Genomic DNA, 13,493 nt, shown 5'->3' with positions numbered 1-13,493 from the left:
ATGTCTCTGAAAGAAAGAATCCCTAAAATTTATGAGCATTATGGCCTTTCTGAAGCTGAATTAGATGTTTATACTGTGGTTTTAAAATATACACAAGTAACAGTTTCAGAAATTGCAGGAATTTTGAATAAAAATAACTTAATGGAAATTCAACCAATTGTGGATAAATTAGAGCAATTAAAATTCATTCATAAAATTCCTGGAATAGTAGATCGATATATTCCTCTCGAACCTTATTTAGAATTATTTGAAAAGGAAGCGTTGCATTTTCGAGATGTTATTTCTGAAATAAAAGATAATGTTTTAAGCGATCAAGCTTCAAGATTTGAAAATCTTGAAGATAGTGAAAAATCAACAACTGAACAAGTTAAATCTTTTGTTGAAACTCAAATTTCTGATGTTTTTAGAGAAAGTGATCAACAAGATGTTGAGAAAAAGACTTTAATAGAAAATGCGATTAATCGGTATACTGAGACAAGTAACGAATTAGAAAAGCAAATTGAACAATCTACTTTTCAAGCAAGAGATGAATTTGAATCTACAAGAATAGAATACACTGAAAAAGTTAAGAAAACAACAGAAGATGCAAGAGATAGGCTGAAAGAGACTTGTAAAAATGTAGAAGATGAAATCCAAAAAGGATTATTCTTAGCCAGAGATCGATTTCAAGAAACTAGCACCAATGTAGAGAATGAAATCCAAAACATCATGTATAATAGTCGAGATCGTTATGAAAAAACATCATTAGACTTAGAAAAAGATTTACATGAACATATTGATCATAATTATGATCAATTCAAAAATGCAGTTAATTCTCATGATTCACAAGTAAATCAGACAATAGATGATCACATTACCAAATTTAAAACAGATAAAGAGAATTTTAATGCTCAAATCGATGATTTTACTAGTTTACATAAAACTCAATATCAAGAATTTGAAACTGAAATGCATGGAATGATCGATACTTTAAATCAAGATTTAAAGCAAATTGCTGAAGAATTTAAACAGACTTATGATAACACAACAGTAGATCATAAAAATGTATGGAATCAAATTGTTGATGATATTTTAAAGGATTTTTCTGAGCGTGTTAATTCCTTAGAGAACGAGTGTAAACAACAATTGGATGAACATGTAGAATTACATAAAGAAAATGTTTCTGAATTACATCCAAAAGTGAAGGAAACATTAGAGAAATATCTAATGCGGATGAAGAATGTAGTTGATGATCTGAAAAATGAGTTTTCTAATTTACTAACTATTCAAATCGAAAATAATAAACATTATACTGAAAAAATACAAAATGATATAAAAGAGAGAGTTGAAACACGCCACAGTGAATTAGCTGGTCAAGTACTCGCTTTTAAAAATGCAGCTATAGAATTGATGGATAATCTGAAAGATACAAGTGATCGATATGAAGGATTAGCTCATGATCTTGCAAAACGTGGTAGTGCATGGAAAGCTCTGCTTTTTGGTAAACATAAGAAATTCTTAGAAAACTATAAAGAAATCCAAGAAAGAGTCGGAAAAATATCAGGTTCAATGAAAGCGAATTTTGAAGAAAGTACTGCTAGCTATATCCAAAAAACAGGAGAGACAACCACTCAAATTAAGCAAGATATAGATTCAATTGTTTCAGCTGAAACTCAAAAAATGACTTCAGAAATAAATGCTTTAGATACAAAACAAAAAGAAACTTTGGGTCTTGAATTAGAAGATCTTGCTCATGATCTTAACGAAGAAACTACTTCACTTTTTCAAATGAATGTTGAGCACTGCCAAACAACAACTACTCAACTTAAAGATAAATTAGAAAGTTCTCTTCACTCTCATCATGATGATTTTGAATTAGCTTTTAACAAACACAGACAAAATGTTCTGAAATTTAGCGATGAGAGCAATTCTACTGCTAATAGTAAAATTGATCAATGGTATAGTTCTATGGATTCGCGACATGTATCTGGAAAACAAAAAGTAACAGGAATTGTTCAAACCCATGATCAGAACGTAGCAAATTATAGACAACAAGTTATTTCAAATAATAATGAGCATGCAACATTATTAGCTACTGAAATGAGTGAATTCAAAAACCAAAAACGAAAAGTATATGATTCACAACTTGATATCGTCAGAAAGGATTTTGATTCTACTAAACAGACCATTTCACAAAGTTTACATAATCAAATTCAGCTTATTAAAGATGATGTACACAATTTAAATTCAATGCAACATCAAAAAATAGATGAACAAATTCAATTCGTTAAAACAGAATTTGAAAAATTAAATGAATTACAACAACAAAAATTAGATAAAGAAATTGAACTTTTTACAGAAGAAGTTGCCCAAATTAATAAAGTTCAACAAGAACAAATTGATAATCATATCACTAAGTTTAAAGAAATTATTCAAACACTTGATAAAAAACAAAAGAATGATATTGATTCACAAATTTCGCTAGTTACAGAGGAATTTAACAAATTAGAGAATGATCTGCATGTGTTGTTAGAGAAACGAAAAGCTGATTATCAAGAAAAACTTAATAATTTGAAAACCGACTTGATTAAAACAATTCATGAAAACATCCAAGACACAAAGGATGCTATTGCTGATTTCACGCTTAACTTTATGAATTCCATTGATGAAGCAGTTGAAATTGCCGAAGAAGATGTAGATGAACTAAGTGCGATCAGTGAAGCTTCTCGCAAAGTTCCTTCTTTAGGTCGAAGTGCAACTTGGCATGTTTTTGGAACACAGGCATTAATTGAATCCATAATTGCTTCAATGAAACGCACGAAAAGCACCATAACAATCATTACTCCAACTGTAGAACCAAAAGTATTAGAAGCTCTCTCACAAGTTGCTTATGAGAAAAAATCCGCACGATTTTTATATACAACAAATTGGGATTTGGGAAAATACGGTCCTATTGTAGAAAAAATGAAAGTTTTCGGTAATATTCAATTTAGGAATCTGAAAGGTGCTAACGACTTTTACGCATTAGCTCGTGATGGTGAAGAAATTGTCCTCTGTCCGAAAGCTAAAGATGAAAAAGATCTTATTGCAATTGTTTCAATATTAGAAGGCTACGCACAGATTTTTGGCAGTTTCATTTATCCAATTTTCCAAGCTAATTCACGACCAATTTAATTTTTTTGTTTTTCTTATTTTTATTTTACGTATCTGTTTGTGAAGTCTATTTTTTATTTATTTTTGTAAAAATTTTGCTAGCTTTTGATAAATATCAAAAATAAAATTTTTCAAATTTCTGCTATCTATGTGCGAATAAGTTTTAACACTGTTTTCAATATGAATTTATTCGCACAAAGATTAATTTTCTTAAGTACAGAGAAAATTATTGATGATATTAATAAAATTGTAAAAATCTCAAAAAATTGCTCCAAAAATTAAATAGCATAACATAGACAAAATTGCAGCTACAGGAAAAGTTATTATCCAGCTGAGAACCATTTTACGAAACGATTTTTTATCAGGTCGTTCACCTTTAACCCGGCCTGCCCCAATTACCGCGAAAATCAAAATATGGCTACCTGATACTGGTAATCCTAAGATTGTTGCCAAAAATATCACAATACTGGTCGAAATTTGTATACTGAAGGCATCACTTGGGCGCATTTCGATTAAATTATTCCCAACATTAGCAATAACATTCTTTCCTACAATAACTAATCCTGCTGCTAAAACCATACCAGTTAATGCTACTAACCAAAATTGAAGACTTGGATCAACATCTCCACTATTCACTAGTCCAAACAAGATTCCAAGCGCATTTGCTGAATCATTTCCCCCACGGGAGATTTGAGTCCAACACACTGAAATAATTAGTAACCACATAAATGATTTTTCTGTGTGTTCAAGCTTATCCAAGCCTTTCAAATTTATTTTTATGAATTTCTTGACAATTAATTGAATAAGATAAGCTCCTAAAAACCCTAAGATCGGAGAAATTATCCAACCTAGAGCAACATCACCCATTTTACTCCAATTAAGTGTATTCGCAAAAGATATTGAATTTTGAATACTATACATTACAGCAATTCCAAACACTGATCCAACTACTGAGTGTGTTGTTGATATCGGAGAGCCAGTTTGAGATGCAACAACCAACCAGATGGATGTACTTACCAAAATGGCCAACATCATGGAAACTTCATATTGTACAGTTGTTCCCAACAAATTTTTTCCTATAGTTTCTCCAACTTTCGCTGATAATAGCAACACACCAATGAATACTAAAGATGCTCCTAAAATAACTGTTGTCCTAAGATTTAATGCACGACTGCCCACGATTGTTGCCATTGTCTCATCATTGGCTCCAATTGCAAATGCTAGTGCCACCATTAACACCAAAAGAAGAATAACGAGAGGTTCCATTTTTTAATCATCCTGGGTTTTTATTTTACATTTATTTTAATAAAATCTTTAATTATACATAAGCTACAATGAATACTTACAAATGAAACCGAATAGTTGATCTGCAAATTCTTCACTTCTATCTGCCACTTTTGCTATTGCTTTTATTAAATCACGAAAATAACAGAAAATCATAAAGTTATTGTTAGATTTATAGTTTTCTTCAAGTAATTTCCAGTGAATCTCACGAATTTCTCTTCGTAGATCAGTAATCTTCTTAATATATGCATCAGTTTGTGAAAAATCATCAAAAACAGTTTGAATAAGATTTTTTAATTCTGTGCCTATGCTTCTGTTATTATTTGAGATTAAAATCAATTTTTCTTTCATATTCAAAGGTATTGATGGATTATATTGAAGAAGTTTGCGTACAACAATTTCACATTCATCCACAATTTTATCCATTTGCTCAATAATTTTTAATCGATCCATTCGTGAAAAAACCATTGTTTCTTTAGAAAATAAGCGTTTGATCATCTGTGAACGAAGAGCATCTTGCTCTTTTTCAATTCTAATCGTTTCACGCGCCATTTTTTGTTTTTCTTCATCATTTTCTTCGATATATGCATTTAATGAAGTACACATTGTATGAAAGGCTTTTTCCAATAAATCACTGTCTTGATCAAAAAGATTGCGTAGCTTAAGCTTATCTGTTTTTGACATAAAAAAATAATTCTCAGCAGTTTTAATTAATATGATCTTTATATCGAATCAAGCTTAGACTTATTCGCACTTATCAAGAGAAAAATATTATGAATATTGATTAGAATTTTTTTGTGTAATTGAAGTAAGAACTTGTTTTAATTGATCAATTGTATAGGGTTTTTTCAAAAATCCATCAAATCCGTATTCTCTGAAATTTGCTACTATGGGATCAGTTGAATAACCACTTGAAACAATAACTGGCATTGTTGAATCAACTTTTTTAATCATTTTAACGATTGTATCACCACCTATATCTCCTGGAATAGTAAGATCGGTAATAATAACATCAAAATTCTCTTTTGAATTTAGGGATTTTTTTAATAAAAATAAAGCATCTTTGCTTGAATAAACAGATACTAAATCAATATTTAGATGATCGCAAAATCGTTGCATAATATTATGAATTGATTTGTCATCATCAAGGAAAAGTATTTTTTTAATTTGCATGGATGTTGATAAAGATATAGTTGAAGGTGCAGATGATTGATGAATTTTTAATATTGGCAATAAAATAAGGAAAATAGTTCCTTCATGTTCAATTGAATGAAATGTAAGGAAACCGTTATGATTTTTAATAATTGAGTATGCTGTGGCTAAACCTAATCCAGAACCTGTAGGTTTTGTAGAAAAATATGGTTCGAAAATGTGTTTTTGGAGATCGTTGGGAATTCCTTCTCCAGTATCTTCAATTTCTATTTGAATATATTCTCCTGGTGTTAAAGGAATCGCATCATCATGAGTAATCTTAACAGTATGGGCTCGAACATACAAATTTCCTCCATTCGGCATAGCTTGAAGGGCATTTAACACTAAATTATTAATTACTTGAGATACTTGTATTCCATCAATTTGAGTATTTGGTAAATTTTTTGAAATTTCAAAATGATACTTTACTTTTGAACCTCGAAGAACAAATTTTGTTGTATCATATAGAATATCTTTAATGGATTCTAATTTTTTAACAGGTGTTCCTCCTTTTGAGAATGTTAGAAGTTGATTTGTTAAATCTCTTGCTCTAATTGTTGCTTTTTCTAAATCTGCTAACAATTCTTGATTTTCTTTACTATTTTGTATCTCTTTACTAATTTGAAGAAGATTGATTGAACCTAAAATGCTGGTTAAGATATTGTTAAAATCATGAGCAATTCCTCCTGCTAATAAGCCAATTGATTCAATTTTCTCTCTATGGATTTGTTCTTCAATTTCCTTTTTTCGTCTTGAAATATCTCGAATTATTGCAGTAGCATTAATCATTTTATCATTTTTATATGAAAATCTGGTATTTATTTCAACAAAAAATCTTTGACCATTTTTTTTTATCATTTCAATTTCATAAGTCGTTTGAGACAATTGACCTGAAAATTTAAGATTACCCATTTTATCCATACGATCCCAATATCGATTATCTACAAATTCTCGAAAATCATGCCCAATCATTTCTTTACGAGAATAACCAAGTAATTCTTCACATGCTGGGTTAATTTCAATAATAATGCGATTTATATCAACTAAAATTATCAAATCGCTAGCATCTTCAACAATTTTGCGATATTCATTCGCTTTATCTTGCGCGATTGCTTCTGCCTGTTTTTGTGCTGTGATATCTCGAAATGTTGTTAAGTACTCTCCTTGTCCAATTTCAATTTCCTCCAGTATTGCCCATTTTATTTTTCCATTATGACATGTTACTTGTCGTTCCCGGGGTTTTTTAGAGGCGTTTCGCTGATTTTCTCCTTGATTTCGGATTTTTTCTCTATATTTTGGATCGGGGTATGCTAATTCCATCCATTTTTGATTATTTGGGATCTCTTTGATCGTATAGCCAAAAGTCTCTTCAAATTTTTTATTTACATATAAAATTTCTTGAGTCTGATTAGAAATTACAAGAGGGATAGGTAGATGATGTACAATTCGCTGATAACGTTCTTGAGTCTGTTTAAGAGATTGTTGTGTTTGGAATTTTTCTGAAATATCTTCTAAAATTGTTATAAAATAATCATCTGAAATTAGAATATCTTGAAAAATTATTGATTTAATTGTACCATCTTTGCATTTTACATGTTGTAATCTTTTTGGTGAAGTATCTTCAATAATATTATTAAAATGATTTAAAATTTCAGGAATTATATCTTGAATTATATTTCGATATTCTTTTTCAGGATATGCAAGTTCTTCCCACTTTTTTGTATTTGATATATCTTCTATGGTATAACCTAACAATGTTGTAAATTGAGGATTGACATATAAATTGTTATCTTTCTTATCAGAAATGACCGCTGCATAAGGAAATTTGCTTAAAAAATACTTTATGGCATTAAACGATGGATTTGTTTTGTTCATTGTAAATATATTCCTTAATTATAGCAAGCTCAATTATTTAATGTTTATTCTCATGATAATTGTATGTTGTTATTTTTATTTTTTTTCATGAAGTTTCACGATAATCTTTCTCCCTCATCTAGCACTCTGACATAATATCACTCATTTAGATGGTGAAGATTAATGTGAAAGGTCATGTTTTTTTTAAAATTTATAATTAATACCATTTATGTGATAATATATCTATTTCTTTAACTTAATTAGTTGAAATGAAAAATTTCTCTCCTTTTATAATTTTAAAGAGTTTTTTTTTTAAGAGATTTATACAAAACAGAATTAATCAGTAATATTTTTACCAACAAATTACTATTTATCTTTTGGTGCTATGTAAAATGGAAAACAATAAAGCAATTCAAGTGAATGATGGAATATATTGGGTTGGATTTGGAGATCCTAAGGCAGGTTTTTCTAATAATCCATATCTGCTAATTGAAGGTGATTCTGTTGTTTTATTTGATCCAGGATCACGTCTTCCAGAACATTTTAATATTGTAAAACAGAAAATCGAATCAGTCGTCCCAATAGAAAAAATCAACTATATAGTTGTTCATCATCAAGATCCAGATTTAGCTGCTTCAATTCCTCTATTTGAAGAAATTATTGGAGTAGATAATTTTGAGATAATTTCAACTCTTAGAACTTCATTACTTTTACCTTATTATGGATTTCGAACTGAAATTACAACAATTGAAGATGGAGATGTTTTACAATTAGATAATGGAAGAGAATTAATGTTTATAACCTCTCCGTATCTGCATTTTGCAGGTGCACATGTTTCTTATGATATGAAAACAAAAACTCTCTTTTCTAGTGATATTTTTGCCGCATTTTCAGTTGATTGGCATCTATATGCTAATGAAAATTACATCGAGGCTATGCGGATATTTCATGAACCTTATATTGCTCATAAGTCTGCGATTGAAAGTTTTGCAAATAAAATCAAGGATTTTGAAATAAAAATGATCTGTCCACAACATGGTTCAATTATAAAAGAAGATTTTATTCCAAAGTGTGTTGAAGCACTTTTAAATTTCGAGGTGGGATCATGGCTGATTTAGATGACAAAAAACTAATGAATTTTGTAAATTTAATGGTCACCCGTGGATTAGGTTTATACGGGCAAGAATTAATGGCTAAAATTTGCTATGAATCAGGTATTGCTTTAACTGATCAGAATGAAATTGATTGGCTAGAAGATAATCACATTCAAGCAGTAAATAAACTACTTGTCAATTATGGTTCTCGTAATCTTCCTGCAAAAATGACCGCTATAGTATTAGCCAGGCAAAACCAAATTCCTGTACCAGAAGAATTATTGACGAAAAGAAGCTCAAAAAAGAGAAGAAGTATTTTCAAGCGATTTCGGAGAAAATAATTTTTCAACATAATTTATATTATATAAATAATTTACATTTTGTTTTAATTCAATTTATTTTTTATTTTACATTTCAATAAAAGTTATTATAGGAAATACTTGCAATGCATCAAAAATACCAAGTCGAAAAAGCTTTTGTATTTGATCAATACGGCTTAGCTAAAGTAATGTTTGATTTTAATCAAAATCAATTGGTACTTGACGAAGTCCTTTTATCTGGATTTTTAAGTGCTATTGATGGTTTTTCTCAAAATATTTTTCAGAATAAATCCACTCATTTCGTCATTGATAACGGTTCCCAGAAAATTTCTCTATTCAAATCTGAAGGATTAATTATTGCTATTATCTCAGATCAAGACTTAATTATTTATAAAGACCAGATTCTCTCCCTTCTTTCTTATTTTGCTTCAAATTATCCAATGGATTCAAGTTCAAGGCAAGATCCAGAAGTATATGAAGATTTTAAAATAAAACTAATCTATATTTTGTTTAGAAAACCAATTTCTCTCGATTGGATTCCTGTATTAGATATTAATGATCAGAATTTATCCGAATGGGTCCATCTTAAGCACAAATTTCCTTTTCTGACAGAAATTGACGGAAAAACTGAGATACAAAACCTTCCAAGGTTTTCTAGAGAGAAAGAAGAGACTATTCTAGAAGTATTCAATTATTGTTTTTATCAGAAAATGCTGCATTTTGATATGATGATTGAACACAGGGATTATATTTGTGGTAGCGAAAAGCTAATTAATCTTATTAATGGAAAATCTGATGAATATAAAATTCTAAAAAATAAATATCAAGATTTTGAATTGATTGAGTTATTTACAGATTTAAAATCTCATCAAGCTGTTTTTCGACTACAATCTAAATATGGAGAAGGAATTTTGGACGTTCTTAACAGTTTAGAGCAATCTGGTTATATAATAATTATTCCTGATAATCAACGTAAAATATTGCTATTAGTTGATTTAATCGAAGAATTTTTACAAATACTGCAATCAATTGTAAAACCAAAAAAATTTACTGTAGATCTTCGATTTCTGTTGGATAAAATTGATTTTCCAGAAATTACTTCTCGGATTCAGATGGACGCTAAACTGATTTGGATAAAAAAGGATAATATATTAAATGTATATTCAACTGCTAGTGAAATGGCTCATTTCATGGACATTTGGATCATTTTTGAACGTACATTAGTTGATTTTTATTATTCAAAATATAAACGCCAATTAAATACAATTTTACATGAAAAATTAATGAATCATTATTTAAACATCATTCATCCTCAAGATTTAGTTATTTTAAATCCATTATTATCAGCGATTGAGGGTGCATGCGTAGATTAATTATTTGATTATTTTTTTTTGTATATTTAGTTGGGATTTTATAATTTTCTATTTTTAATTCTTTAATTTTTTAAGTTTCTAAACTAATTTACACTGTTTAGTTCCTAATTCGGTGTAGATTAGTTTAATATATGAATAAAACAATTATTAGCAGAAATGCAACGTGTAGAAAATTTTGATAAGAACAAATGAAAATCATATTAAAATGGATTAGAACAAGCCTATATTAAGCTAATTTTTTTATAGTTCCTTGATGAATAAATATTTATGCCAATAAATGAATTATCACATTCCAATTATTCTACCAGTCCACACCATCGGGTTAATTCGAAGGACATTTGGATTATTAGCTCAATTATTGCTACAATTGTTATTATAGGAATCGTTTTAATAAAAATTGGTCTCAATGAGCCCCTTTACAGCCAGAATCCAACTATTTATTCTATTTTTAAAGTGATTACTGAATTAGGTAGTGATTATGCCTATATTGTCTTCTTTTTATTGATTTACCTCACAATTGATAAAGAATTTGCCGAACGGATTATCTTCAATTTTCTGATTTCACTCAATTTTACAAATTTCTTTAAACTTACATTTCAAGATCCACGCCCAAGTACAAGCACAATTAAAGCAAGTTATGGCTTTCCAAGTGGGCATACTACAGGAACTGTCTCTTTTTGGGGATATGTAGGGTTAAATGTGCAAGAATTTGAATCAAAACGCTCTAAGTTGTTAGTTGGGATTGGAACCACTTTGTTAATAGTATTAGTGCCAATTTCAAGGTTAGTGATTGGTGTTCACGATTTAGGTGATATTATTGGAGGATTTGGTCTCGCTGGCTTTTTGCTATTATTGTATTCGTACTGGGAACCAAAAATTAGTGCTGCACCTTGGTCGATGGGAAAACGAATTTGGATTGGAGTAATTTCAGGTCTTCTATTATGGTCGATTTGTTCTATTTTACTTTATTTGATCCATCCTAGTGCTTTATGGGAACAAGTTGAAGATATGGCTCAACCCGCAGGACTATTTATTGGACTAAGCATTACTTTTCCTATCGAACATCGATATATTCATTATAATCCGAAGAAACTTTCACTAAAACAAAAAATTATTGCAGGAACAATTGGGATTGTTATTGGGATTGGATTTTATTTTGGATTAAGTCTTTTATTCGAAATTTTTCCTGATGCATGGAATCCTATCATGAGGGGTGTCCGCTATTTTCTTTTTGCTATTGTGCTAGGTTTAGGACTTCCTGGCTTTTTTGTTTGGCTTTTTAAAAATTTTAAAGGAGTTAACGAAAAAAAATCTGAAAAAAATCCTGTAAAAAATACGATAAAAAATACTGAAAATTAAAATTCATACATCTTTTTTATAATTTCAGGAATTAATAACCGCTTTACTTCTCTCTTTTTTTCTTTATCTACTTTAGTTCGCCCACTAAACAGCGATTTTTTAGTAATAACATTATCTGAAACTAATAACAAGGCTCCTGCGGGGATTTTTGCTTCCTTCATTATATGAAAAAAGATTGCAGTTTCCATCTCAATTCCAATGCATCCCATGTTCACAAATTCTTCAATATGTGCAAACTGCCCTACAATTGTATCAGTACTGAATATTTTCCCCAAATGTAATTCGGTTTTCTGTGATTGCTTCTCAGATTGTATTGAATTCTGTTTTTGGATTATAGATTTTGCAGCAATTTGAAGTTTTGTCGTTATTTGCGAATCGGGCATTGAAATTTGACCAAAATAATCTTTTTCACTAAGTTGGTTTGGTGAAAGATAGCGTGAAAAACCTAAACCTGATATTGATTCAGTTGGTATTACAAGATCACCAATATTAAGATGAGGAACTAACCCACCAACTGAACCAATAAACAGAACTTCTTCACAATGAACTGATGGTAGTGTGAGCAAAAAAGCAATATCTCCAAATAATGGTGCCCCTATACCAGTTTTTATGAATGTAAATGATGTTTTATCTAAAGAAATCTGCCATACGCGATTAATAACAAGTGTTTTTTGATTAGGCCAAATTTCTTTAAAAAATTCTGGATCCCAATAAGGAGCCATAATCACTTTTGAAAGAATTTCCTTTGGTTTACATCCTAAGAAGGATTGGATAATTTCATAATCGCTTATATTGTATTTCTGCAAGCTTTCTGATAACCATTGGGACATCGGGTGATTTTTATTTTCATTCATTATTAGTAAATAAAATATTTTTAATGATTTCAATTTTTGGAAGAAGACTTTTCTTCAGTTGAAAATATTATCTAAAATGAATTCTTATGTAATTATTCATTTGAAAGTAAAATTTTGAATGTTTTTTTTTGATTTCAAATTAAAATTGGAATAAATAGCGATCACTTTTATGAAGAGGAGTATTTAAATTTGTAAAACACAATATTGTAGATATGGAAGCGCAACCGTCATCTAATTTAAATAAAAATGGATTAGAACTAGATAAACTTGATGAAGCTTTAAAATTAGTTCGTACAACAAAAACTAACATATCACATCTAATCAATGAAGTTGAAAGAGTGATTTCTACGACCAAACTGGATATAATTGAATTACGGGAACAGCAGGAATATTTAGAAGAAGAAAAGATTCGACTGCAGAAAAAAGCCAAAGAACAACAAAAAGCTATCTCTGGTTTAACACAAGAACAGCATCAACTACTTGAAGAATATGCAAATGTCAAACTTGAACTTGAAAAACTAACCAAATTGGCAAGTGGGGATGAAAATGTGAGCATTCAAGACATGCGTGCCACTTTAGCTATATACACATCTTTATTCCGCGAAGTATATTCCACAGAAGCTCATTTTAAGATTTTGCTTTTGCTGCATGGCGAATCAAGTGAAATGACCATAGAACAATTGAAAAACGCATCAGGTATTGGAGGAGCAATCATTCTTCGGGCTTGTCACGAATTACATAAGGCTAATTTGATTAATTTCGATTTTGAAACAAAAACTGCAACATTAGTTAAACGCTTATTTCCAGAACGCAAATCAACAAAATAAATTTTTATCATATTTGATTGTTTTGTTATTGAATTTTTTGTATATTTGACCTAAATGCATTTTTTGATTTTATTTCTTGATTATATAGATAGATTTATGAGTCTTAGTCAACATTTGAGAGATTAACTAAAAATTGGAAATGCTGCATAATTTACTCATTTACAAATATACCATCGAATTTTAAAATTTGTTGATTAAAAATTTG

Annotated in this window: 10 protein-coding genes; 6 read left to right on the top strand and 4 right to left on the bottom strand. The window is 29.6% G+C overall.

Translation table 11 applies throughout. From position 1 onward, the window contains the following. Entirely contained in the window at nucleotides 1-3,153 is a 3,153-nt protein-coding gene (locus ACXLDF_RS10310; RefSeq protein ID WP_457558442.1) for a hypothetical protein, read from the top strand. Between the two features lie 237 nt (nucleotides 3,154-3,390). On the opposite strand, the gene ACXLDF_RS10305 is transcribed toward ACXLDF_RS10310, so the two are convergent. The 3 genes from ACXLDF_RS10305 to ACXLDF_RS10295 all read right to left on the bottom strand — a co-directional run bounded on the left by ACXLDF_RS10305 (nucleotide 3,391) and on the right by ACXLDF_RS10295 (nucleotide 7,482). Then, the gene (locus ACXLDF_RS10305; RefSeq protein ID WP_457558441.1) at nucleotides 3,391-4,398 is read right to left on the bottom strand and encodes an inorganic phosphate transporter; all 1,008 of its coding nucleotides are present in this window, start codon (nucleotides 4,396-4,398) and stop codon (nucleotides 3,391-3,393) included. 63 nt (nucleotides 4,399-4,461) lie between these two features. After that, nucleotides 4,462-5,100, bottom strand: a complete 639-nt coding sequence (locus ACXLDF_RS10300) for a DUF47 domain-containing protein (RefSeq protein ID WP_457558440.1) — start codon at nucleotides 5,098-5,100, stop codon at nucleotides 4,462-4,464. A gap of 87 nt (nucleotides 5,101-5,187) precedes the next feature. Next, nucleotides 5,188-7,482 carry a hybrid sensor histidine kinase/response regulator gene (locus ACXLDF_RS10295; RefSeq protein WP_457558439.1) on the bottom strand — a complete coding sequence of 765 codons (2,295 nt, stop codon included), beginning with the start codon at nucleotides 7,480-7,482 and terminating at the stop codon, nucleotides 5,188-5,190. Between the two features lie 371 nt (nucleotides 7,483-7,853). On the opposite strand from ACXLDF_RS10295, the gene ACXLDF_RS10290 reads away from it, so the two are divergent. The 4 genes from ACXLDF_RS10290 (at nucleotide 7,854) to ACXLDF_RS10275 (ending at nucleotide 11,607) form a co-directional block, all read left to right on the top strand. Continuing rightward, nucleotides 7,854-8,579, top strand: a complete 726-nt coding sequence (locus tag ACXLDF_RS10290; RefSeq protein WP_457558438.1) for an oxygen-binding di-iron domain-containing protein — start codon at nucleotides 7,854-7,856, stop codon at nucleotides 8,577-8,579. Then, the gene (locus tag ACXLDF_RS10285; protein WP_457558437.1) at nucleotides 8,567-8,896 is read left to right on the top strand and encodes a hypothetical protein; all 330 of its coding nucleotides are present in this window, start codon (nucleotides 8,567-8,569) and stop codon (nucleotides 8,894-8,896) included. Before ACXLDF_RS10290 ends, ACXLDF_RS10285 begins: the two co-directional genes overlap by 13 nt. Nucleotides 8,897-9,000: 104 nt before the next feature. Continuing rightward, nucleotides 9,001-10,248 carry a hypothetical protein gene (locus ACXLDF_RS10280; protein WP_457558436.1) on the top strand — a complete coding sequence of 416 codons (1,248 nt, stop codon included), beginning with the start codon at nucleotides 9,001-9,003 and terminating at the stop codon, nucleotides 10,246-10,248. A 267-nt stretch (nucleotides 10,249-10,515) separates the two neighbouring features. Next, on the top strand, nucleotides 10,516-11,607 hold the full coding sequence (locus ACXLDF_RS10275) for a phosphatase PAP2 family protein (protein ID WP_457558435.1): 1,092 nt from the start codon (nucleotides 10,516-10,518) through the stop codon (nucleotides 11,605-11,607). On the opposite strand, the gene ACXLDF_RS10270 is transcribed toward ACXLDF_RS10275, so the two are convergent. Next, nucleotides 11,604-12,461, bottom strand: coding sequence for a phosphorylase family protein (locus ACXLDF_RS10270; RefSeq protein WP_457558434.1), 858 nt, complete (start codon nucleotides 12,459-12,461; stop codon nucleotides 11,604-11,606). The two genes, ACXLDF_RS10275 and ACXLDF_RS10270, sit on opposite strands and share 4 nt — an antisense overlap. Before the next feature lie 212 nt (nucleotides 12,462-12,673). On the opposite strand from ACXLDF_RS10270, the gene ACXLDF_RS10265 reads away from it, so the two are divergent. Next, entirely contained in the window at nucleotides 12,674-13,288 is a 615-nt protein-coding gene (locus tag ACXLDF_RS10265) for a hypothetical protein (protein WP_457558433.1), read from the top strand. Nucleotides 13,289-13,493 lie beyond the last annotated feature (205 nt).

It is taken from the genome of Candidatus Harpocratesius sp. (assembly GCF_054039255.1).
This window is presented reverse-complemented; position numbering and strand designations above follow the sequence as displayed.